Consider the following 20,889-nt stretch of genomic DNA (forward strand, 5'->3'; position numbering starts at 1 on the left):
AGCGTTGTGCTACTCATTTTTAGCCTTATCTTAATTGGAATTATGTGCAGTATGAAAATAGTATCCTTACACATGATAGAACGACAAAAGGTAGAGGAACGATATGTATATTGTCCAAAATGTGATACGAAAATTAGAAGAGGAAATTCAGCTCCTTTTTGTTCGAAATGTAATTTAATATTTTAAAAATCAAAAGTCCGAAATCACTTTATATAGTTTCGGACTTTTGATTTTTAAGTAAACATTAATCCACCTAGTTCTCTTTCGTTTGTTTATTAGCTAAAATGGATTATGAATAACAATAGTATGTAAACGAAAATAGATATAAATGTACACATGGAGTGTTATATTTGGAGATTTTAATCATAGTAGGATGCCTATTAATAGGAATTATTTTGATTAGTATAAGTAATTATCGATTTATAAAAGAATTAAAAGAAAAAAATTCAAAGAAAGAGAAATGGAAAGTAGTAGCTGGAAATTTGATAGAGTTATTTAGTGATCCATTGCATGGAGTGCCGTTCTATTTTTTAACTGGGGGTCTCTTTTTTGTAATCGGACTGTTGTTATTTCTTTCTATGGGAATGGGTTGGCTTGAAATTGATTAAGGCGTATTAATAAAGATGTTTGATCATGTTAGTGAAGTGGCTTGGAAGTTAAACCATAAAGTGCTGCTGATGAACGATAAAGGAAAAACTGTATGGATGTTAACCTTTTTAGAGAAAGATATCCCATTATTATGAAGTCTTTCGTAGAGATAGATCGAGAAGTTTTGAGGGTTTTATTACCTGATGAAAGAGGGATTCTTCCTACGAGGCCAGAGTGTGATGAATGTTATAAGACTCAATTGGATGATATTGAGGAGAGTTGATAAAAAAGAGCTTGAAACTATTCAAGCTCTTTTTTTATCACTATTTATGTCCTAAAATATGCTCAATCTCATGTAAACTTAATTTACTTGCCTTAGCAATCGTTTCAAGTGGTATACCAAGATCATACATATTTTTAATCATTTGAATTTTCCCCTGTTGAACTCCTTCTTTTCGACCTTGTTCAATGCCTTTTTCAAGCCCTTTTTTAATTCCTTGTTCCATTCCTCTTTTTATTCCTTCTGTCTCTGCATGGGCGAATTTTGCTGCTTCATCCATTAAAACTTTCTCCCTTGCGTCATAGGCTTGCCGGAAAGAAGAATCTTGACTCATACGTTCCCATTTATTTATCGCTTTTTGTAAAATAGGATCTTCGTTCATAGCAATATCCTCCAATAGTTTAGTTAAGTGCTCATCCTCATTTGCTGAAAGCAATAAAAGCCAACGAACAAATGGATCTTTCCACGGATTTACTTTTTCTTCATGCCATTGTTCAGTTAACTTTGGAATTTCTATAATGTGGATTTCTATGTCGTCACTTAGGAGCTTTTTTTGTTGTGTATTCCATAATATGCTCGTTGTATGGAAGGCTGGGTGTTCCGAAAACATTACGAAGTTTAGTAAGTTTATGGTGATGGTTTTGTGAAGTGCACTGTAGGGCATCCCTTTTTGTAGTTGAGATGTGTATAGTCTTCCCCAATAATATAAACTGCGTTTAACCATATCGTGATTATTATTGAGTTGTATTTCTACATTAACTTTTGTTCCGGTGTCTAATGTCGCTGAAATGTCTAAAATAGATAACTTATCCTCTTCATATTCCCTGTGTAAATGTGGATCTTCTAGTTGTAGAGAAGCAATGGACGACTCTAAAGACTCTTGTAACATAGCATTTAAAAATGCAATTAGAATATCTTCGCTACCATTCGTACCAAACAATTGTTTAAATGCAAAATCAATGCGTAAATTAACTAACTGTTGGTTGAACAAAGTTTGTCCTCTCCCTTATATGAAGGTGCTTCTTTCCTTCATTGTACATAAAAAGAACTAGAGTATGCAAACAAGCCATTCTTCTATTTTTTAGTAGTGTTATTAGAATGTCACAGTTAAGTATGGTTATGTTATACTCTAGTGAAATTAAAAAAATATTTTTGTTTATATCGAGGTGAAGATGCTACATATGCAAAAAGATATTTTAAAACTATTAGATAAAAAGCAAAGTAACTATGAATTTCCTGCATTTGATAATGAATATATGGATATTTCGCAAGTGAAATTCTCTCTTTTCTTTAACGATACTAAGGATTGGTTAATGGTGTTTCAACTTGTTGGTGTAGGTTCATTAGGTGTATGTAATGATATTCAAGTATATGGAGATAGAATTACTCATTCAATGGGTGATGATTGCATTTTACAATTAAATGATGGCAATTATGAGTTGTTTGATGATGAAGGTGAATTTATGCCGAATATTTATAACGGCAGTCTAAAAATTCGTGAGCATCGTTTTGAATATGAATTTACAGAAGAGGATTATATAAATAATGGAATAGAAGTACAAACGACAGAGCATTATCCAACATACTTTATGCGTATGCTTGCTACTAATGAGGAAGCTCAAAAATTATTGTGGTGGGATAAAGGAGAAATTTTAGAAGAGTTCGGTTTAGAAGGCGACTGGGAAGTAGCGTATGAAACGGAAGAATGGAAACATGTTGAAGACGAAAAAGTAAGTGAAAATGAATTCTTCCAATCAGTAGCCTCTGCAATAGAGAAGAAAGATCCAAGTGTTATTGTGAATGAAAATGCTAATACGCATTGGAGAAATTGGGTAGAGTTTGATTGTGACTGAAAAGGATAGGAGAAAGAATAACAAATGAAAAGAAGAAGAAAATCCGGAGAAAAAGTACAAATGCATCGTTTTGCACTACCTCTATGCTACGGAAGTGAAGCGCCATATTATTATTACGAGGTAGCGCCCCATGAAAGAGAGGGACGCTTCCATTTAACATCGGATCTTTGTGTAATGGATGATGAACATTATTTTATTAGAGGATGTTTAGAGATTCCTATCATTGACTACCACGAAAACTTCATATGGACTGTTTGGGTATCACTTAGTAAAGAAAGTTATGATGAAGTATTAGAAAAGTGGGATGAGAGAGGCCGAGAAAATAGTGATCCTTATTTTGGTTGGTTATCTGTAGAAATACCATTTTATCCAGAAACATTAAATTTAAAAACAAATGTACATATAAGAGAAGTTGGAATGGCACCGTATGTTGAATTAGAGCTAACCGAGCATCCTTTAGCAATCGAACAAAGAAATGGAATTACTTTAGAGAGAGTTAAAGAAATACAAGAAATGATTCAACGACATAGCTAGATTAGAAGAGAAAAAAACGAGTGCTAGCACTCGTTTTTTTCTTTACACAACCGCAGGATTATAAATCATCGTAAAGTGTCCTGTTAATAATTCAATGTGACAAGGTGTATGAAGCGAACTTTCTCCATCTGTATCTACTTCTTTTTCTTCTTTCGTTTCAATATGAATGGATTTCGCTTTTACGTGGAAGATGTCATTTTCATTTGAATCCTCGAATAGTTTCTTTCCGATGTAATCTTTAAATGCTTGAATACCTGTTGATTTGACTACGAAAATATCAAGTGTTCCGTCATCACATTTAACGTTCGGAATAAAGGATGGAATACCACCAAGATATTCACCATTTCCAACCATGACAAGGACAGCTTCGTCTTCATATACTTGTCCGTCATAAGTAATTTTTACTGGGAATGTTTCAGCATTTTTTACAGTTCGAATTGTGCTTAAATAGTAACCGATTTTACCAAGCTTTGCTTTTTCTTCTGCATCGATATTGTTTGATACTTCAGATACGAGACCAATGCCCCAGAAGTTTAAGAAATGTTGTCCATTTGCTTTTGCAACGTCAACTGGTTTTATATGTTCTTTTGTAATAAGTTTTGCCGCTTCTGCAATGTTTTGCGGAACACCAAGTGTGCGAGAGAAGTCGTTGCAAGTTCCGCCTGGAATGATTGCAAGTGTAGGTCTATTTTCGAGAGGTGCTAAGCCATTTGTGCATTCAAATACTGTTCCATCACCACCAAAGACGATAATTAAATCTACTTTACTAGCAAACTCTTGGCAATATTTTGTTGCATCACCTTGTTTTTTCGTATGAAGGATATGTAGATCAGGAAAAGCTGCGGCAAGAGGTGGTACGATTTTCGTTAAATTTGTATGTAAGTCACCTTGACCAGCTTTCGGATTTACGATAAGGAGTACTTTTTCAAATTTTGTCTTTGTCATTTTTCATCTCTCCCTGTAGTTTGTAATGGCAAGAAAGGAGCTGTTCCCATGTATTTTAGAACAGCTTCTCCCTATTAATTGGATGCTAACATTGTCAGTTATTGTCGGTAAGTCGATATATTTAAAAAATCGCCGATATACATTTTATGTACTATCAATTTTTTAAGTTATACGATTATTCCGTTACAACTGAAGCAATGAATGGTAAGTTACGATATTTTTCCGCACAGTCGATACCGTATCCAACGATGAATTCGTCTGGAATTTGGAAGCCAACATACTCAGCTGTTAAGTCTACTTTACGGCGTTCTGGCTTATCAAGTAATGTACAGAACTTGAGTGCCTTTGGTTTATGCATAAAGAAGTGGTCTTTTAGGAAATGAAGTGTTAAACCAGAATCGATAATATCTTCTACAACAATTACGTTTTTCCCAGTAATGTTTACGTCGATATCTTTTAGTAGTTTCACTTTTCCTGTTGTTTCTGTTTGATTTCCGTAGCTAGATGCAGAAATAAAGTCAATTGTTACATCATTTTTGATGTGACGAATTAAATCAGCAGCAAATACGAATGAACCTTTTAATACTGCGATAACTACGATTTCTTCTCCTTCAAAGTCACGTTCGATTTGAAGTGCTAATTCTTTAACTTTTGCTTGTAATTGTTCTTCAGAAATTAAAGTGTCTTTTATTTCAATATTCATTGTAATCCTCCTACAGTGTAAAACTTGCGAACATTTCGACTGTAAAGGATAGAATAGAAAAAGTCAAAGGAGATAGTAATTTTTTACAAAGATAACGACAAAATCATCTGATGATATGATATACTAAGTATATTAAGAAAACGCTTCCATAAAGGGTGAATATGATGAAGAAGAAACAGTACACAAGTGTAACATTTATAAAAGCATTACTTTTAACAATTGTTCTTGGCCTGTTGGCTTACGTAATTGATGTACCTGCGATTCGTATTTCATTAATTGGAATGACTTTAGTGTTAGGAGCAATTTCGCACGGTATGATGTCGCAGCTAAAAGAAGCTGGACTTGATGATATGAGAGATCATATAGATAAAAAGTAAGAAACCTTCATTATATAGAGTGAAGGTTTTTTTGTTTCTTACAAAAATGTAAGGTAGTTGTAAGGCAAATCGATAGTTGCATAATAGCATTTTGGATAAACTATGGGTGTAAGGTAAAAGGCAAGCATATTTTAGGTAAATTAAGTTTTAGGCACTCTATATGTGAAAAAGGAGTAGGAGGGCATGGAGAAACGTTGGACGACCTTTTCTTTTTTAGCGACTAGTAACACCGTAATGCTAGATGGAAAAATGGATTTTTTGCACTTGTTTGATCGTGAAGATGATCATTCTTCTTCTAAATTTACAATGAAATGGAATAAATGGAGCGAAAGTTGTAGGTTTGAAGAAGAGGCCCCTAACGAAGAGCAAAAGATTATTTTAACAAACCCTATTAAAGCGTGGGTTGTTCAACGTCGTAAGTGTAACGTCAAAAATCACTTCAAGAAAACTGAGCCGAGACAATTAGTTATCGCTCCGGCCCGTTCTACTTCCAAATCACACGAAAGTAACATGTAAATATTGAGACACACACCCGAAAAAACATCGTACATATTACGATGTTTTTTTCTTTTTCTACAATGAAATCTTTAAATGAAATATATTTCATCTGCATCTTATATTTATATCTCTTGCTTATTCTAGTAATACATCCGGTGCGAGTTGATGTGAATAAAATATAAGGAGAGAATGAAGATGAAAAAGAGACTATTACCAATTTGTGCAATGGCATTTTTAACAGTAGGATATTCTTCAGTAGCGAGTGCGGATACTGGAACAGTAACAAAGGAAGAAGAAGCGCAAGTGCAACAAGATAAAGCTAAAAAAGAAGAAGCAATTAAGGAACAGCAAAAAAATGAAGTAGAGAAAAAACAAGCGGCCCAAGTACAAGAAAAAAATGATATGGCTAAAAAAGAGGAAGCAATAAAAGCTGAGAAAAAGAGTGAAGAAGAGAAAAAGAGAATAGCGCAAGAACAGTTAAAAAATGATATGGCAAAAAAAGAAGCAGCGATAAAAGTCGAACAAAAGAATGAAGTAGCTAAAAAAGAAGTAGTAAAGCCAGTTGTACAAGGTGAAAAATTACCAAATACAGCATCAAATAATGTAGCAATGATGGGATTAAGTGCATGTCTTGTAGCGATAGGTACATTATTTGGTTTGAATCGTCGCAATAAGATTAAAGTGTAAATAAAATATTTTCCTATAAAGAATGGAATAATTTCATATATTAAAAATGGTAGGTTACTCCTACCATTTTTTGCATGGAGGGATGAAGAATGAAGTTACTCAATTATATCGGTATCATATTGATGGCTATTGGGCTATTCATGGGATCCTATTACGCTGTGGAATGGTATAAAGGAAAAAGCTCTGCTCAAGAATTAACGAAAGAAGAAATAAAGAGCCTTAAAAATATACAAGATACTCAACTTTCTCATGAAACACCTGTAACTTCTCAAGTGCCTTCTTCTCAAACAGAACATAAAGAAGGTGAAAAGGTAGCGATGTTAAACATACCGAAAATAAAGAAGAAGTTTTCTATATATTGGGGAGCGGATGATACGACTTTGAAAAAAGGAGTTGGTATGTTTGTTAGTGATTTAACGACAACCCCATCTGGAGGAGGACATACTGTACTGAGTGGACACCGAGATACTGTATTTACAGATTTAGGAGAGTTGAAAGAAAAGGATACTCTTGTTTTAGAGTATGATAATAAAACGTACACATATGAAATTCAAAAGACATGGATTACTCATGCGGATGATCGTACTGTTATTATAAAAAAAGAAGAACCGATATTAACACTGACAACTTGTTACCCATTTGATTATATAGGGGATGCACCAGATAGATATATTATCGAGGCGACGTTAACTGGCAGTTATTCAAAGTGAAATTATAGTTTCTGAAAACGGGAGGGGGATATATCAGTTATGTCAAAAAACATTTTAATTGTTGAAGATGAAGACATATTACGTGAAATATTAAAAGATTATTTTTTAAGTGAGCAATATGTAGTGTTTGAAGCGAGGGACGGGAAAGAGGCTTTAGTTGTATTTGAAGAAGAAGAGGTTGATTTAGTTATTTTAGATATTATGTTGCCAGAACTCGATGGATGGTCTGTTTGCCGAAGAATTCGAAAGACGTCCGAGGTGCCTATTATTATGCTGACGGCGCGCGTAGATGAAGACGATACGTTACTTGGTTTTGAACTTGGGGCAAATGATTATGTGACGAAGCCGTATAGTCCGCCAATTTTATTAGCAAGAGCGAAAAGGTTGTTAGAAAGCAGAAAAGTGACAAAGCAACTTTTAGAGAATGAAGATGATACATTATCAATCCACGATATTCACGTTCATTTTCCGTCGCGCACTGTTACGGTAAATCGAACTGATATTAATTTAACACATACAGAATTTGAAATATTAGCGTATTTCATGAAAAATCAAGGAATCGTTTTAACGCGAGAACAACTCATTTCAAGAATTTGGGGATATGAATTTGCTGGCGATGATCGAACGGTTAATAGTCATATTCGTAATTTAAGAAATAAATTAGGAGAGAAAGCAAAGTACATTACAACTGTAGTACGAACTGGTTATAAATTTGAGGGGAATATATGAGAAAAGGAATTGTACTAAAATTATTTACTCTTACAACAGCATTATGTATGTTGATTTTAGCGACGATATTTATTGGACAAACGATATTTTTTAAACAATATTATGCGAATCGAAAAGTGGAAGATATTAAAGTAAATTTAAATTCCTTTGAGAAGAATTATTTAAACTACACAGGAAACGTAGAAGGAATTCAGAAACTTGAGCAAGACTTTTTAAGAGAAAATAATACGTGGATTACGACATTAGATAAGAACGGGAATTTAAAACACGCAGATGATTTTTATTTTGAAGTAACGATAGATCGTAGGCAACAAAAGAGCTTTGGACAACAAATATTCAAAATTCCCTTAGGTAATCTCGTCAATATAGAGGAAATTGATAATAAATTATCAGAGCAGTTTTTAGGACAAGAAATTTATTTTTCTGGAGTGAGAAAAGAAGATAGTTTTATTCCATTCTCTTTTTCTTTATCTAAGCAGAATTTAAGCGGATCTAATAAACCGTTAGAAAAAGCATTTCAGGAGAAAATAAAATTAGATGAGGAGAAAAAGAGAGCGGCTGGGGAGCAACTTGCTAAGGAAAAGAAACCAGCTGTTCAGGAAGAAGCTGCTCAGGAATTAGGCGTTTACATAGGAGGACGTGTTACAAAAGTACAGTTACCAGATGTAAACGGTCCTGTGAATCCAATTTATAAAAATAGCATATTTTTAGATAATATTAAGGGTTTTCAAACCGATTTATTATTAAAAGAAAGCAATAAAATACGATATACAACACAAACAATGGATTATGAAAAGAATGATATAAAATATAAATTATTAATTAAACCAATAAAAGAAAAAGACGGATCAGTAACATATATTTATGCTATGGCTTCTTTACAGCCTGTAGATGAAGCTGTACAAATGGTGCAAGATTATTACATATACATCATTGCATTTGTAGTCGTTCTTATTTTTTTAGCTTCGTTTTATTATTCAAAACAAATTGCCAAACCGTTATTAAAAATAAATGATACGACGAAGAAAATAGCACAATTAGATTTTACAGAAAAAATACCGATTACTTCAAAAGATGAAATTGGTGATTTATCGAAAAATATTAATATACTTTCTAACAAATTAAATTCTCATATCGGACAGCTTGAACACGATATTGAAAAGGAAAGAAAGTTAGAAAAGACGCGAAAAGAATTCATTTCTGGTGTTTCACATGAATTAAAAACACCGCTAAGTATTATGAAAAGCTGTATTTCTATTTTAAAAGACGGGGTAGCTGAGCATAAAAAGGATTATTATTTTCAGGCGATGGAGAGAGAAGTAGACAAAATGGATACGTTAATTTTGGATATGCTTGAGTTAGCTAAATTTGAATCTGGTACATATAAAATGAAAAAGGATTCGTTTTATATTGATACAGTAATTGAAGACATATGTGAACATCTATCTGTGGAAATAGAGAAAAAAGAGCTTCGTGTTCATAAAAATATATGTTCATTTGAAGTGATTGCAAATCAAGGCCGGATTGAACAAGTCATCGTAAATTTCATTACGAATGCCATACGTTATACACCAAATAAAGAAGATATTATTATTTCTACAATAGATGAGAAGGATCGTATAAAAGTGTGCATTGAAAATAAAGGTACTCACATTGAAGAAGAACAATTAGATAAAATTTGGGATCGTTTTTATCGAGTGGATACAGCTCGTCAGCGTTCACAAGGTGGGACGGGGCTTGGGCTTGCCATTTCAAAGAATATTTTAGAACTACATGATACTGAATATGGGGCAGGAAATACAGAAGATGGTGTGTTATTTTATTTCTATTTACCGAAAAAAGCGTAGAAAATATAATCTACGTTTTTTTAAATTATTTTCATATTATCTTTACCTAATCTTTATTTTTAATCAGTATAATTTGTTTAGAATATGAGGTTATGTAAGGAGTCGATGAACCGTGCATAGCAATTGGCTAAGTATAATGGTATTTATTTTCTTTTGCGCATTTATTGTATTTTTAATTAATATTACGATATGAAAAAAGAGCGCTCATTAAGCGCCCTTTTTTTGTGTATTCATTTGATAAGCACTGATGCTTTTGAATAAGCGTGGTGAAGTGATAAATAAAAATATAAGTAAAACGGTACATAGAATATAGGAACCAATCATTGTACTACCGTTAAATATTAAAGAATATAGGAAAGCCGATTGGCCTTTTGGTGCATATTGTCCCCAGAAAATGATACCAGCGATAAAGTGACAGAAGTAACGAGCTAGACTACCGATAAAAGTAGCGACGATAATGTATCCAATTACTTTCTTTCCTTGGTTTGGTTTTGATGAAGGTTTGTCTTTACGGCTACCTAAATTTGATTGTTCTTCGCTATTTTCATTTGACGCTAAAAGCGCCTTTTGAATTGGACGATAGAATAAACCAGCAAATCCAATGAATGCGAAAGCAACAAAGTATTCAATTAATACTTGAATTGGTGTGACGATAATGGCATCGCCTACGACAATTTGTAATAATCCCCAAATTAAGCCTCCTAAGAAAGCCATTTTGAAGCCCCAGCGGTATGCGATAATAAAAATAGGAATCATAGCAAATGAAATGGAACCGCCTGTTGCTGATATTTTGATTGAAAGTGGTAAAATGTCGATGACCAAGGCGAAGGCTGCAAGAATAGCAGATTCAATCATCGCTTGTAAATTGGTGTTACGCATGTTGTCTCCCCCTAAATCCAAGTTGTACAAAAAAGAATAGATATCATAGGAGGATACGAAATACGTAAATAAAAATGAGGTATGTATTTCGGACGTTTGCACAATCCCTGCGTTAGCATTAACTAACAGGTTCGAAGGGTCGGAACGAAGTGTTCCCTCTCAGCGGCATGGCTCCCCCAGTGATAACGAGATTCTTTATTTGCTATTGTTTATTGTAAGCGAAATGGATGAGAATGGCAAACAAATGCTGTATGACAATAATTGAAATAGAATTGTAGCGAAATGTTAATAAATATGAAGCAAAAGGGTATAGTACAAGAGAAATTGGGTGTGGTATAATTTTTTTGAAAATAATTATCATTCTCTTCTGAGGGGGAAGGTTATGAGCTTAGTAGATATTAAAATTGGAGAGAAAGTGTTAGTAAAAAGTATTCAGTCTTTAGATCAGCTATTAAAGCGTAGACTAGCTGCTTTCGGTCTTGCGGAAGGAAGCGAACTTCGCTTGAAACAGAAAGCGATGTTCAAAGGTCCTTGTACATTGGAGTGTCGTGGACAGTTAATTAGTATTCGTCATTGTGACGCGAAAATGATAAAGGTGGAATTAGCGTGAATAAGGTAGCTTTGCTAGGGAATCCGAATACAGGGAAGACATCATTATTTAATGCACTTACTGGTTCTTATGAATACGTAGGAAACTGGAGCGGTGTAACAGTAGAAAAAAAGGTTGGTAAATTAAAAGATAGACAAGGAACATTAATTGATTTACCAGGTGTGTATGATTTAAATCCAGTTTCACGTGATGAAGGTGTTGTAACAAACTTTCTATTAACAGAAGAATTTAATCATATGTTAAATATCGTAGATTCTTCGCAGTTTGAGAGAAATATGCATTTAACGTTGCAATTACTTGAATTTGGTAAGCCGGTCTCAATTGGTTTAAATATGGTTGATGTGGCGAAGCAAAGAGGAATTGTCATTGATGTAAAACGATTATCAGAACTATTAGGTGTAACAGTCGTTCCTGTCGTTGCAAGAAGTGGAAAAGGTTGTGAAGAACTACTTGCGACTCTTAAAGAAAATGACAAAAAGGAGAAAAAGCCATTCCTTATTTCATATGGTGTACAAATGGATGAAGGAATTGGAGAAGTAATTGCTCTTTTAGAGACAGCGAATTATGAGCATCCGAGATGGTTAGCACTTCAATTTTTAAGCAATAACGAAGTAGTAGAAAAAGAAATGAAAGCATTACCAATTTATAAGGAACTCATAGCCATTCGATCTCGCTTAGAAGGAAAACTTGATTGTACGTTAGAAGAGCACATTTACAAAACTCGTGAAGCGTATATTGAAAAGTTAAAAACAAATGTTATGAAGCATGAGAAAGAAGGGAAAATTCCTTTTTCAGAAAAAATTGATAGATTAATTACACATAAAATTTTAGGACTTCCAATCTTTTTAGCAGTTATGTTTTTTATTTTTCAGGTTACGTTTACGTGGATTGGTACACCTTTATCGGATATGTTAGATGAGTTTTTTGGTGGTCAGCTTACGGATTGGGTGACGGCTGGACTTACAAGTATTGGAGCTTCTGATTTTATTCAAGCACTCGTTACAGAAGGTATTATTGCCGGTGTTGGTGCTGTATTAGTATTCGTACCACAAATCTTTGCACTATTCTTTTTCATTTCATTATTAGAAGACTCAGGATATATGGCGCGAATTGCAGTTGTTATGGATAGAATTATGGAGTTCTTTGGCTTAAACGGTAAAGCTTTTATTCCGATGATTATTGGTTTTGGATGTAACGTTCCAGGTATTATGGCAGCGAGAACCATTGAACAGGAGAAAGAACGTTTACTTACCATTTTAGTAACACCGTTTATGTCTTGTTCAGCACGATTACCTGTATATGCATTATTTGCGGGCGTATTCTTCCCTAATAGTCAGGCGACTGTTGTATTTTCTTTATATGTCGCAGGTATTGTTCTGGCATTACTCGTTACAAAAATTATGTCTCTTACGATTTTGAAAGCAGAAAAATCTATTTTCGTAATTGAACTACCGCCTTATCGTGTGCCACAAGCGAAAACGTTATGGCTGAGCACGTGGGAGAAAGGAAAGGGATTTGTTCGTAAAGCTGGTACATTCATCTTTGGTGGTTCGGTTGTTATTTGGTTATTAAACTATGCAGGTCCATCAGGATTTGGCGTTGATATGGGAGATAGCTACTTAGCGATGATTGGTGGATTTATCGCACCATTATTTGCACCGCTCGGCTTTGGAACGTGGCAAGCTGCGGCATCCCTTTTAACAGGATTTTTAGCGAAAGAAGTTGTCGTTTCTACAATGGCAATTATTTATGCGGTTAAAGAAGATGTGCTTGGAAATGTAATAGGAGCACATTATACAGCATTATCAGCTTATGCATTTATGTTCTTTATTTTATTATATGTTCCGTGTTTAGCGACCGTAGCTGTTATTAAACGTGAAACAGGATCAGCGAAATGGACGATTTTTTCAGTCGTTTATCCACTCGTAGTTGCTTATGTATTAACGCTCATTATATACCAAGTTGGATCCTTACTCGGATTCTAGAAGGAGATGTATTGTGATGATGGTCAATATTATAATTGGAGCTATCATTTTTGGTTATGCAGCATATACGTTAGTTAATTTTGTAAAGAGAAGTAAAAAAGGAAAATGCGCGGCATGTTCTTTAAATAAGTCATGTCAGTCGCAAACTTGTAGCCCGGATATGGAGCAAATTGCTCATAATAAATAGAAAAAAGCTTTGCGAATTTCGCAAAGCTTTTTTGTTTTACTTTTTAATTTTTACAAGTTGAGAAGCTTCTACGCCTTTGTAACCAGGGAATTCTTTACTCGGGTCTTTATCAAATTTTAATACACCTACAGATTTTTCATCACCTTTTACATTGCTGTAAGTTGCGTCATCAACAATTGCATACATATCTGTATATGCACGGCCACTTCCGATAATTGTGTTGCCTTCATATTTTAATTTCGCTCCATCAAGTGTAGCATTTTCTACTTTCTCTTTTGCGAATAATACACCTTGTTCTGTTGTTACAGCTGGTAATTTATCAAGTGGTTTCGTGTTGTCTTTTTCATCAACTTTGCTAAGTAACTCTTTTTTCACTAGTTCTTCACCAGTTTTCTTATCCATTACAAGAACTTTTTTACCATCTAATGTTGTCATTTTCATTTTATAGAAGTCTTTTTCTTTCACTTCTTTTTTGTTTTTATCTGTAATTTGTTGAACTTGTTCTTCTGAGCCGTACAGTACAAAACCGTTCGCTTTCTCTCCTAATAAAGAACAACCTGATAATGCTCCAAATGAAATTGCTGCTGCTAATCCGATTCCTACTAATTTTTTCATGATGATTTCTCCTTTTATATGTTTTATAGTAAATACAATTTTTGTATTAGTGCTTACATGTGAAGAAGCTTGTTTGTTGCTTCTGGTATTAGTGTATAAGAAATATCGGAATGCAACTATCGAGTTAGCTTACAGTAACATTACACTTATGTAATTTAGTGAAATTGCACAAAAGTAAGTTAATTTCAAAGAGGGATAATGAGAATATATTAGAAATGCAATATTGTATATAGAATGTCATATTATAATGGATGTATTTTGGAAATAACATGTAAGGACATATTAGTTTTGTTATAATAAACACATAGGCTGTAAAAATGAATATTCTTTACTGTAAAGGGAGATTTTTCAGTTTTCCAAGTAGTGAATTTGAAATATGAGGTATATCATAGGAGGAATTTAAATGTCTGTATTTAAACGATTAAGAGATTTAACAATGTCGAATGTGTACTCGTTAATTGAAAAAGCGGAAGATCCAGTTAAGATGACGGATCAATATTTACGCGATATGCAAGCCGATGTACAAGAGGCTGAGAAAAGTGTAGCAGCTCAAATCGCACTTGAGAAGAAATTCAAAATATTATTTGAAGAGCAAGAAGCACTTGTGAAAAAACGTGAAGAGCAAGCTCATATGGCTGTTCAAGCTAATAACTTAGATCTTGCGCGTCGTGCTCTTGAAGAAAAACAAAACGCAGAACAAAAGATGAATGAGTATAAAGCAAGCTACGAGCAAAATAAAGCTGCTGCTGATAACCTGCGCCTTAAGCTAGAAGAAATGCGCAAGCAATTAAATGAGCTGAAAAATAAACGTGAAACACTTGTAGCACGTGTAAATGCAGCGAAAGCACAAAAAAATATTAATCAGGCGATGTCTGGATTTGATTCAAATTCAGCAAAAGCTGGTTTAAGCCGTATGGAGGAGAAAGCTCTTCAATTAGAGGCTGAAGCGGAAGCAAGCGGTGAAGTTTATAAGAAAGAAAAGTCATTAGATGATGAATTCGCAAGCTTAAACAAAAATTCTGCTGTTGACGATGAATTAGCTCGTATTATGAAGCAGTATGAGAAATAATATAGAATAGAGACAAATGAACCGACATGTCTAAACAAATTCATGTCGGTTTTCTATTATATTTTTGAGGAGGTTTTGCAATGACATGGATGAATGTAGTTGCCATGCTTGTATGGACTGGAGCGAGTGCAGTACTTTTATTTGCAATTATGTGGGTTGATTCGATTTTTACAAAATACAATGATTTAAAAGAAATCAAAAATGGAAATACAGCTGTAACAACTCGTTTTATTATGAAATTATTTGCACAAGGGTACATTTTATCTCAATCGATAACGAAAGCAAATGATTTATGGCAAGCACTTCTTGCATCAGCAGTTTCTTTCGTTATTTTATTAGTGGTAGAAATGTTTATCGAATTCGTATTAAAGAAAATGTCTGGTCTTGATTTAGAAGAAGGTACGAAAGAAGGTAGCGTTGCACATGCGATGTTAGCCGGATCATTACATATTGTTGGTGCACTTATTTTAGGTGCTTGTTTATAAAGAGAAAAGGAGGGATAGATCATGAGTTTATTTAAACGAATTAAAAATATAATGAAAAGCCCAGAGCCACCGAAGCCGGAAAAGAGTCTTTTAACGTTAGCTCCTGGTGATATGATTGAAGTTTCATTAGTCATGTACGAATTAACTGGGAAAACGAGTATGCATTCTCGCAAGGAAATTGTTTTAACACTGCAAGACGGGAAAGACATTCGTTATTTAAAAATTGAAGATCGTGAAAATACGTATTACAAATTATATACACCAATTGATGGTCGCTTAGATTCAATTGAGGAAATTCCGACGACAATTGAAATGGATGATACAGAGTACCATATGGAAGAACAATATAACGGACGTGTTGTTGTGATGGGGAAAACACCATTCTCAGCTTCAGAGGAACAGTACGTCTGGGAATTCCAATCAGATAATCGAAAATTATTGCGTATTGAATGGCAAAATGGTCGTACAATGATGTATGAGGGAGAAGCAATCATTCCTGCTGATGTACAAATTATAAGAGCAACGTAAGGGGGCGTAATCATGTCAAACCGATTGTTTACCATGATTAAATCGTTTGTGATCCCTATACTTGCTATCGTTACATTACTTGTTGTTGCTGGTTATGCCTTATCAGGTTGTCAAGGCGGGCAGACAAAGTCGATTCAAGACCGTTATCCGCTTGAGTCTGTCGCAAAGGAAGGTAAACAAGAATCTTACGTGTATAGGGCCGCCAATCGGTCAGTTCCTGAAGTCGCGAAGGAACTTATAGCCGAAAGGAAACCGAAACAAGCATCTAAAGAAGACGAAAATCAAATGTTTCTCGTTTATTCGGATAAAATGTATAACCTTCAAAAGGATAAAGAGAAACCATCTGATACGTTAATTGAAGTAAGTAATGAAGAATTTGTCCGTCAAAACTACCAACCGTCCTTCTTGCAAGGATATATTATGGGTAGCATATTAAACGATATATTCGGTTCACGAAAATCATCATATGGTGATTATCGAGGATATAATGACAGACAAAATCATAAACCAGTTATTCCAGAGAGACCACCTACGAAAGAAGAAAAGAAAACCCCACCTCCAATTACGAAGGAAGGGAAAGGGTCTATCATTAAGCGAGGCGATAATGTAGATTCGAAACCATCAGTAGGTGATAAGGGAAGTATTACTGAAAAAGGAAGTAATACGACGCCCCCACCTTCTACTGGAAGCAAGGGTAAAATTACAAAAACACCAGGTGGTTCAAGTGGATCAGATGTGAAGCCGAAATCATCTATTAAAACGCCGCCAAGAAATACATCTCCTCCGAAAACGAGGGTCGGTGGTTCAGGGAAAATTACGAAGAGAAGATAGTAGAGAGACCGAAAAGTGTAAGTTGCTTTTTGGTCTTTTTGTGGAAATTAATTCCTTATAACTGGTACAATTGAAGTATAAGGAGGGGATAGTATGACTACGTATAAAAGATTTAGTGTAATTATGTTCCTTGTATTATTCCTCAGCTTGTTTATTAGCACGACAATGAAATTTCATTTTGTAGTAGGTATTCTATGGATACTGTGTACATGCACTTTATTGTTGTATATCCCGCTGCGTTTTCAACATGAAGTGACGGCTTTTCAAAAGTATGTAGCGTGGATTAAACGTGGGAGTCGGTGGGGCGAGTAAAAATATATCTACTTACTGAAAAAAAACTGACAACTATAGCAACTTAATAATAAAAAGAGGGTGTGCCAAATTGTTGGCACACCCTCTTTTTCATAACGATTAATGAATATCGCGTTTCTTGAAATTACCGCCTTTTACTTCTGCTACGTCATAAACTGTAATAAAGGCGTGTGGATCGATTTCATTAATAAGTTCTTTCATTTTACTTTCTTCTAAACGATTAATTACGCAAGAAATTTCTTTGAATTTCTCTCTTGAATAACCACCGTATACTTCGTTATATGTTGCACTTCGGCCTAAACGATCGCGAATTGTTTCTACCATTAATTCAGGCTCTTTTGTGATAATTTTAAATGCTTTTGAACCACTTAAACCAACTTCAACGATATGAATTACTTTCGAAGCGATAAAGTAAGCAATTGCCGAGAGGATAGCTCCTTGAAGACCGAATACTGTTGATACGAAAATAAATACGAACATGTTTAAGAATAAAATAAGGTCACTCGTTCCAAATGGTAACTTACGAGAGAGCAATACAGCTAGCATATCGATTCCATCTAATGCGCCACCGTTACGTAATGCTAGTCCCATACCAAAACCGATGATAATACCACCAACAACTGTAACTAATAATGTATCGCCTTCAATAATAGCTGGTATTCCGTGCATGACAACGGTACCTATTGCTAATGAAGCAATCCCGATAATAGAATAAATTGCAAAGCTTTTACCGATCTGCTTATATCCTAACCAAACGAAAGGAATGTTAATAACCGCGATTAGAGCTCCTAATGGCAATCCAAATAATCTTGAACTAACGATACTTAAACCAGTCACACCACCGTCTGATACGTTATTTGGAATTAATACTGCTTCTAATCCGTACGCTGTGATAAATGCCCCAATAATAATCATCAAAGCTTTCGAAGCAATTTTTAGCTTATTGGGCTTGTTTTTGATAATTTTCTCCATGTAATTTCCTCGTTTCAAACTAGTTTCTTGTTTGTTACATAATTCACACCTAAATTTTATTTTAACATTTAATTTGAAAAATTTCTCCTTTAATGGATGTATGCAGGGAATATTATGACCATATTATTATTTAAAATACAACAGTAGAAGATTAGAGAGTGGTCATAATTTTAATATGAAAAAGTAGAATGAATAGTATGGATATATACATTTGGGGCACTAACCTTAGGGAGGGGATTCTGTGGGATACTGTACGAAATGTGGAAATGAAACGAAAGAAGGCAATAAATTTTGCGGACAGTGCGGGGAGAGTCTTAGCTATAAAACGGTAGAGGGAAGTTTTCCAAATAGCAGTTCTAATAGTAGTATAGAAGTTTTTTCTTTAGTTGGTTTCATCACTGGATTAATATCTTGGTTTATAAACTTATGGGGGCTTATTGGTAGTGTAGCTATCGTATTTTCTATATTGGGTTTAAACAAAAAAGTGACAGGTACGAGTAAAACATTTGCTATTGTTGGATTGGTTTCTGGAATAATTAATGTGTTGTATGCTGTTATGTTACTTATTTAAATCTAATGAACTGAAAGATATAAAAAAGGCCCCCCTTGTATAAAGCATTCAGGGGACCTTTTATTTAATAGCTATTAAGAAACAATAAAACTAAGGGCTGTTAGGAATAAAGCGAAACCTAAAATAGTTCCACATATTTTCATATGGCGCTTACGTCCCATTACGACAATCGCAACATATTCACGGATCATTGCGTTAGGCCAATAATAAAATGCAGTTTTTGATCCGATCCCTTGGCTGTTAAGACCAGCTTGTCTTGCATATATACCAGCGCGGAAAAGGTGAAAATTATTTGTGGTAAAAATACTTTTATATTTACCTTCAGGCTTTAAAGAATCCATAATTTCTTTAGAGAACAACATGTTTTGATATGTGTTTACAGAGCGATTTTCTTGCACTGTATGTTCAATCGGAATGCCTTTTTCAACAGCGTAATTTTGCATTGCTTCTGCCTCAGGAAGTCCTTCATCTGGACCTTGACCGCCAGAGAAAATAATTGTTGGTGGTGTATTCACAGCAGCTTGTTTCCAATAAAAGTCGATAGCTTTATTAATTCGGCTTGCAAGTAAAGGTGGTACTTTATCATTAATTAAGCCGCTACCGAGAACGATAATGAAATCTTGATTACGTCTTGGTCTGTTGAATTGGTATAAAAAATATGCGCTTAAGAAGTTAGATAAATGCACAAAGAAATACATAGTTATAAGAGAGATAGCAGCAAAGATAAATTGAAAATGCTCTGAGAATAAATTTGCTGGATTTATGATAGGGAGCATTATAAAGAATAAAATCCCTAAAGCAGCAATTAAAGTTAAAGAGTTTGTGAAGCGTCTTCCTTCACGTTGCATTAAAATTTTTGCATTAAGAAAGAGTCCAAACATTAAAGCGACTATAGCAAAAGGAATCATTACAAGTAGTGCTAGCATGGGGATGATAACGATAAAATGTAAATCGTTATTACCAGACTCAAATGAGGCTATAGCGCAAAATAATAGAAATGAACAGATAAAGGCATTAAATAAAAAGCCGTTTATTATTTTTCGCGGATCTTTTAAATAGGAAATAAGAAAAATAATAAATAGTATAAGAGGAATAATTCCGAAATACATCATAAATATAGTACACCTCAATTTGTATAAGAATTTGACATACCTTTTATATTACATGATTTTATAAGTAAAAATGAAAGAAAAAATGATTTTGAATTTTCTCAATAAAATATATAGATACGTATGTTACAATATATTCAAAGCGATATATTAAAAGTAAAATGGTTGAAAAGGCACTCAGTAGAGTGCTTTTTCTTTTTGTATGTAATTGTGCATATTATATTTTTTTTCAAATGAAGAGGATTACAATATAAGTTGTAGACAGACTTTATAAAGCAGAATTTCATACAAACATTTCCCTCTACTTTTTGTATCTAACAATCGTATAACAATAAATAATTCTGTTTTATAGTGTCTGTTTTTGAAAGGTGGCTTCTTTGAAGGCACCTTTTTTTTATTAGTATAGATAGTTTTCACTGTTAGCATAGTGTAAACTATCTATACTAAACATTAGCAATCTTCCGTATAAATATTATCAATTTACTATATATTCCAGTGGTGTTAACCTACATATGAAAGGCTTTCTTTTTCAAAATATTACCCCTAATAAAATTTTGAAGAAGTCAACTGTCTCCAAACTTGTCTTTATGCTTAAAGAAAAAGCACTCAAATTGAGTGCTTTTTCTTATTGAAACATGCTATTTTTCTAGGCGATTTTCATAAAATAAAAGTAAAGAAATGAAAGTGGGTGACAAAATGCCGGCAGTTGTGGAAGGTGTTATTATTGAAAACTGCAATGGAACAATTAATGTAGGTGACAAATATAACGTACAGCCGATTGAAAAGACGAAGGCTTATAATGGATCGGGATCTTCAAATACAGGAATGAAAGTACAAACGTTTAGCGGGATTAGTACAGCTGATGTATGGGATAATGATGCGAATGATCAGGGGATACAGTTTACTTTATAGTACAGTATGTAAAATTGCATAAAATGATGAAGTTGCCCTATGATACAATCTAGCTGTGAGCTGTTAATGATTC

27 protein-coding genes and 1 riboswitch are annotated in these 20,889 nt (G+C 34.0%); of the genes, 20 read left to right on the forward strand and 7 right to left on the reverse strand.

Going from position 1 to position 20,889, the window contains the following annotated elements:
- Nucleotides 1-6: 6 nt before the first annotated feature.
- Both ATL10_RS22980 and ATL10_RS22985 read left to right on the forward strand, forming a co-directional pair.
- A complete protein-coding gene (locus tag ATL10_RS22980) occupies nt 7-186 on the forward strand; it encodes a hypothetical protein (RefSeq protein ID WP_001986677.1) in 180 nt (59 codons plus the stop codon).
- Between the two features lie 164 nt (nt 187-350).
- Entirely contained in the window at nt 351-608 is a 258-nt protein-coding gene (locus tag ATL10_RS22985; protein WP_000404320.1) for a hypothetical protein, read from the forward strand.
- Nucleotides 609-911: 303 nt separating this feature from the next.
- Here ATL10_RS22985 and ATL10_RS22990 read toward each other — a convergent pair whose 3' ends face one another.
- On the reverse strand, nt 912-1,859 hold the full coding sequence (locus ATL10_RS22990) for an Rpn family recombination-promoting nuclease/putative transposase (protein ID WP_110497572.1): 948 nt from the start codon (nt 1,857-1,859) through the stop codon (nt 912-914).
- 190 nt (nt 1,860-2,049) lie between these two features.
- Between ATL10_RS22990 and ATL10_RS22995 the strand changes: the two genes are divergently transcribed.
- Nucleotides 2,050-2,721 carry a DUF7003 family protein gene (locus ATL10_RS22995; protein WP_090976798.1) on the forward strand — a complete coding sequence of 224 codons (672 nt, stop codon included), beginning with the start codon at nt 2,050-2,052 and terminating at the stop codon, nt 2,719-2,721.
- Nucleotides 2,722-2,745: 24 nt separating this feature from the next.
- A complete protein-coding gene (locus ATL10_RS23000; protein ID WP_098329588.1) occupies nt 2,746-3,255 on the forward strand; it encodes a DUF2199 domain-containing protein in 510 nt (169 codons plus the stop codon).
- A gap of 42 nt (nt 3,256-3,297) precedes the next feature.
- Here ATL10_RS23000 and ATL10_RS23005 read toward each other — a convergent pair whose 3' ends face one another.
- A complete protein-coding gene (locus ATL10_RS23005) occupies nt 3,298-4,200 on the reverse strand; it encodes a diacylglycerol/lipid kinase family protein (RefSeq protein WP_000167892.1) in 903 nt (300 codons plus the stop codon).
- A 175-nt stretch (nt 4,201-4,375) separates the two neighbouring features.
- A complete protein-coding gene (gene hpt / locus ATL10_RS23010; protein WP_001019295.1) occupies nt 4,376-4,903 on the reverse strand; it encodes a hypoxanthine phosphoribosyltransferase in 528 nt (175 codons plus the stop codon).
- 161 nt (nt 4,904-5,064) lie between these two features.
- Here hpt and ATL10_RS23015 point away from each other — a divergent pair, with 161 nt between their 5' ends.
- The 6 genes from ATL10_RS23015 to ATL10_RS23040 all read left to right on the forward strand — a co-directional run bounded on the left by ATL10_RS23015 (nt 5,065) and on the right by ATL10_RS23040 (nt 9,751).
- Nucleotides 5,065-5,280: a hypothetical protein gene (locus tag ATL10_RS23015; protein WP_002001286.1), complete on the forward strand. Its 216-nt coding sequence runs from the start codon at nt 5,065-5,067 to the stop codon at nt 5,278-5,280.
- Nucleotides 5,281-5,463: 183 nt separating this feature from the next.
- Nucleotides 5,464-5,796, forward strand: coding sequence for a hypothetical protein (locus ATL10_RS23020; RefSeq protein ID WP_098836125.1), 333 nt, complete (start codon nt 5,464-5,466; stop codon nt 5,794-5,796).
- Between the two features lie 177 nt (nt 5,797-5,973).
- Nucleotides 5,974-6,465: an LPXTG cell wall anchor domain-containing protein gene (locus ATL10_RS23025; protein WP_078401147.1), complete on the forward strand. Its 492-nt coding sequence runs from the start codon at nt 5,974-5,976 to the stop codon at nt 6,463-6,465.
- A gap of 89 nt (nt 6,466-6,554) precedes the next feature.
- A complete protein-coding gene (locus tag ATL10_RS23030; protein WP_053563488.1) occupies nt 6,555-7,175 on the forward strand; it encodes a class D sortase in 621 nt (206 codons plus the stop codon).
- Between the two features lie 39 nt (nt 7,176-7,214).
- A complete protein-coding gene (locus ATL10_RS23035; protein WP_000041862.1) occupies nt 7,215-7,904 on the forward strand; it encodes a response regulator transcription factor in 690 nt (229 codons plus the stop codon).
- Nucleotides 7,901-9,751, forward strand: a complete 1,851-nt coding sequence (locus tag ATL10_RS23040; RefSeq protein WP_110497574.1) for a sensor histidine kinase — start codon at nt 7,901-7,903, stop codon at nt 9,749-9,751. Before ATL10_RS23035 ends, ATL10_RS23040 begins: the two co-directional genes overlap by 4 nt.
- A gap of 207 nt (nt 9,752-9,958) precedes the next feature.
- On the opposite strand, the gene ATL10_RS23045 is transcribed toward ATL10_RS23040, so the two are convergent.
- Nucleotides 9,959-10,630: an energy-coupled thiamine transporter ThiT gene (locus ATL10_RS23045; RefSeq protein WP_001246567.1), complete on the reverse strand. Its 672-nt coding sequence runs from the start codon at nt 10,628-10,630 to the stop codon at nt 9,959-9,961.
- Nucleotides 10,631-10,716: 86 nt separating this feature from the next.
- Nucleotides 10,717-10,818: riboswitch (TPP riboswitch) on the reverse strand.
- Between the two features lie 194 nt (nt 10,819-11,012).
- Between ATL10_RS23045 and ATL10_RS23050 the strand changes: the two genes are divergently transcribed.
- Genes ATL10_RS23050 through ATL10_RS23060 form a run of 3 tightly spaced genes read left to right on the forward strand, consistent with a single transcriptional unit; the run spans nt 11,013 to nt 13,412 of the window.
- Nucleotides 11,013-11,240, forward strand: coding sequence for a FeoA family protein (locus ATL10_RS23050; RefSeq protein ID WP_000060512.1), 228 nt, complete (start codon nt 11,013-11,015; stop codon nt 11,238-11,240).
- A complete protein-coding gene (gene feoB, locus ATL10_RS23055; RefSeq protein WP_110497576.1) occupies nt 11,237-13,225 on the forward strand; it encodes a ferrous iron transport protein B in 1,989 nt (662 codons plus the stop codon). Before ATL10_RS23050 ends, feoB begins: the two co-directional genes overlap by 4 nt.
- A 16-nt stretch (nt 13,226-13,241) precedes the next feature.
- Nucleotides 13,242-13,412, forward strand: a complete 171-nt coding sequence (locus ATL10_RS23060) for a FeoB-associated Cys-rich membrane protein (protein ID WP_000989598.1) — start codon at nt 13,242-13,244, stop codon at nt 13,410-13,412.
- Nucleotides 13,413-13,448: 36 nt separating this feature from the next.
- On the opposite strand, the gene ATL10_RS23065 is transcribed toward ATL10_RS23060, so the two are convergent.
- On the reverse strand, nt 13,449-14,027 hold the full coding sequence (locus tag ATL10_RS23065; protein WP_048565089.1) for a lipoprotein BA_5634 family protein: 579 nt from the start codon (nt 14,025-14,027) through the stop codon (nt 13,449-13,451).
- Between the two features lie 403 nt (nt 14,028-14,430).
- Between ATL10_RS23065 and ATL10_RS23070 the strand changes: the two genes are divergently transcribed.
- The 5 genes from ATL10_RS23070 (at nt 14,431) to ATL10_RS23090 (ending at nt 17,252) form a co-directional block, all read left to right on the forward strand.
- Nucleotides 14,431-15,096, forward strand: a complete 666-nt coding sequence (locus ATL10_RS23070) for a PspA/IM30 family protein (protein WP_000110280.1) — start codon at nt 14,431-14,433, stop codon at nt 15,094-15,096.
- Nucleotides 15,097-15,176: 80 nt separating this feature from the next.
- Nucleotides 15,177-15,581 (forward strand): DUF350 domain-containing protein, encoded by a 405-nt coding sequence (locus ATL10_RS23075; protein ID WP_000220087.1) that lies wholly within the window; start codon nt 15,177-15,179, stop codon nt 15,579-15,581.
- A gap of 21 nt (nt 15,582-15,602) precedes the next feature.
- A complete protein-coding gene (locus ATL10_RS23080; protein WP_000051755.1) occupies nt 15,603-16,109 on the forward strand; it encodes a DUF4178 domain-containing protein in 507 nt (168 codons plus the stop codon).
- A 12-nt stretch (nt 16,110-16,121) separates the two neighbouring features.
- The gene (locus ATL10_RS23085; RefSeq protein WP_065229475.1) at nt 16,122-16,940 is read left to right on the forward strand and encodes a DUF4247 domain-containing protein; all 819 of its coding nucleotides are present in this window, start codon (nt 16,122-16,124) and stop codon (nt 16,938-16,940) included.
- A 93-nt stretch (nt 16,941-17,033) separates the two neighbouring features.
- Nucleotides 17,034-17,252, forward strand: a complete 219-nt coding sequence (locus tag ATL10_RS23090) for a hypothetical protein (RefSeq protein WP_016123492.1) — start codon at nt 17,034-17,036, stop codon at nt 17,250-17,252.
- A gap of 99 nt (nt 17,253-17,351) precedes the next feature.
- On the opposite strand, the gene ATL10_RS23095 is transcribed toward ATL10_RS23090, so the two are convergent.
- Nucleotides 17,352-18,224: a YitT family protein gene (locus ATL10_RS23095; RefSeq protein ID WP_000411240.1), complete on the reverse strand. Its 873-nt coding sequence runs from the start codon at nt 18,222-18,224 to the stop codon at nt 17,352-17,354.
- A gap of 241 nt (nt 18,225-18,465) precedes the next feature.
- Between ATL10_RS23095 and ATL10_RS23100 the strand changes: the two genes are divergently transcribed.
- Nucleotides 18,466-18,795 (forward strand): zinc ribbon domain-containing protein, encoded by a 330-nt coding sequence (locus ATL10_RS23100; RefSeq protein ID WP_053563494.1) that lies wholly within the window; start codon nt 18,466-18,468, stop codon nt 18,793-18,795.
- A 74-nt stretch (nt 18,796-18,869) separates the two neighbouring features.
- Here ATL10_RS23100 and ATL10_RS23105 read toward each other — a convergent pair whose 3' ends face one another.
- Entirely contained in the window at nt 18,870-19,904 is a 1,035-nt protein-coding gene (locus ATL10_RS23105) for a YdcF family protein (RefSeq protein ID WP_042969141.1), read from the reverse strand.
- Between the two features lie 678 nt (nt 19,905-20,582).
- On the opposite strand from ATL10_RS23105, the gene ATL10_RS23110 reads away from it, so the two are divergent.
- Nucleotides 20,583-20,816 (forward strand): spore germination protein, encoded by a 234-nt coding sequence (locus ATL10_RS23110; protein WP_002001299.1) that lies wholly within the window; start codon nt 20,583-20,585, stop codon nt 20,814-20,816.
- Nucleotides 20,817-20,889 lie beyond the last annotated feature (73 nt).

The organism is Bacillus sp. 196mf (genome assembly GCF_003217275.1).
In the GTDB taxonomy this organism is placed as follows: Bacteria; Bacillota; Bacilli; order Bacillales; family Bacillaceae_G; genus Bacillus_A; species Bacillus_A thuringiensis_S.

What these genes read in the sequence shown, in the direction of transcription:
- ATL10_RS23090 (WP_016123492.1), top strand. Translation starts at nt 17,034, where the DNA reads ATGACTACGTATAAAAGATTTAGTGTAATTATGTTCCTTGTATTATTC.
- ATL10_RS22995 (WP_090976798.1), top strand. Translation starts at nt 2,050, where the DNA reads ATGCAAAAAGATATTTTAAAACTATTAGATAAAAAGCAAAGTAACTAT.
- ATL10_RS23075 (WP_000220087.1), top strand. Translation starts at nt 15,177, where the DNA reads ATGACATGGATGAATGTAGTTGCCATGCTTGTATGGACTGGAGCGAGT.
- ATL10_RS23070 (WP_000110280.1), top strand. Translation starts at nt 14,431, where the DNA reads ATGTCTGTATTTAAACGATTAAGAGATTTAACAATGTCGAATGTGTAC.
- ATL10_RS23110 (WP_002001299.1), top strand. Translation starts at nt 20,583, where the DNA reads ATGAAAGTGGGTGACAAAATGCCGGCAGTTGTGGAAGGTGTTATTATT.
- ATL10_RS23000 (WP_098329588.1), top strand. Translation starts at nt 2,746, where the DNA reads ATGAAAAGAAGAAGAAAATCCGGAGAAAAAGTACAAATGCATCGTTTT.
- ATL10_RS23040 (WP_110497574.1), top strand. Translation starts at nt 7,901, where the DNA reads ATGAGAAAAGGAATTGTACTAAAATTATTTACTCTTACAACAGCATTA.
- ATL10_RS23015 (WP_002001286.1), top strand. Translation starts at nt 5,065, where the DNA reads ATGATGAAGAAGAAACAGTACACAAGTGTAACATTTATAAAAGCATTA.
- ATL10_RS23045 (WP_001246567.1), bottom strand. Translation starts at nt 10,630, where the DNA reads ATGCGTAACACCAATTTACAAGCGATGATTGAATCTGCTATTCTTGCA.
- ATL10_RS23095 (WP_000411240.1), bottom strand. Translation starts at nt 18,224, where the DNA reads ATGGAGAAAATTATCAAAAACAAGCCCAATAAGCTAAAAATTGCTTCG.
- ATL10_RS23105 (WP_042969141.1), bottom strand. Translation starts at nt 19,904, where the DNA reads ATGTATTTCGGAATTATTCCTCTTATACTATTTATTATTTTTCTTATT.
- ATL10_RS23085 (WP_065229475.1), top strand. Translation starts at nt 16,122, where the DNA reads ATGTCAAACCGATTGTTTACCATGATTAAATCGTTTGTGATCCCTATA.
- ATL10_RS23065 (WP_048565089.1), bottom strand. Translation starts at nt 14,027, where the DNA reads ATGAAAAAATTAGTAGGAATCGGATTAGCAGCAGCAATTTCATTTGGA.
- ATL10_RS23080 (WP_000051755.1), top strand. Translation starts at nt 15,603, where the DNA reads ATGAGTTTATTTAAACGAATTAAAAATATAATGAAAAGCCCAGAGCCA.
- hpt (WP_001019295.1), bottom strand. Translation starts at nt 4,903, where the DNA reads ATGAATATTGAAATAAAAGACACTTTAATTTCTGAAGAACAATTACAA.
- ATL10_RS23060 (WP_000989598.1), top strand. Translation starts at nt 13,242, where the DNA reads ATGATGGTCAATATTATAATTGGAGCTATCATTTTTGGTTATGCAGCA.
- ATL10_RS23035 (WP_000041862.1), top strand. Translation starts at nt 7,215, where the DNA reads ATGTCAAAAAACATTTTAATTGTTGAAGATGAAGACATATTACGTGAA.
- ATL10_RS23025 (WP_078401147.1), top strand. Translation starts at nt 5,974, where the DNA reads ATGAAAAAGAGACTATTACCAATTTGTGCAATGGCATTTTTAACAGTA.
- ATL10_RS23020 (WP_098836125.1), top strand. Translation starts at nt 5,464, where the DNA reads ATGGAGAAACGTTGGACGACCTTTTCTTTTTTAGCGACTAGTAACACC.
- ATL10_RS23050 (WP_000060512.1), top strand. Translation starts at nt 11,013, where the DNA reads ATGAGCTTAGTAGATATTAAAATTGGAGAGAAAGTGTTAGTAAAAAGT.
- ATL10_RS23030 (WP_053563488.1), top strand. Translation starts at nt 6,555, where the DNA reads ATGAAGTTACTCAATTATATCGGTATCATATTGATGGCTATTGGGCTA.
- ATL10_RS23005 (WP_000167892.1), bottom strand. Translation starts at nt 4,200, where the DNA reads ATGACAAAGACAAAATTTGAAAAAGTACTCCTTATCGTAAATCCGAAA.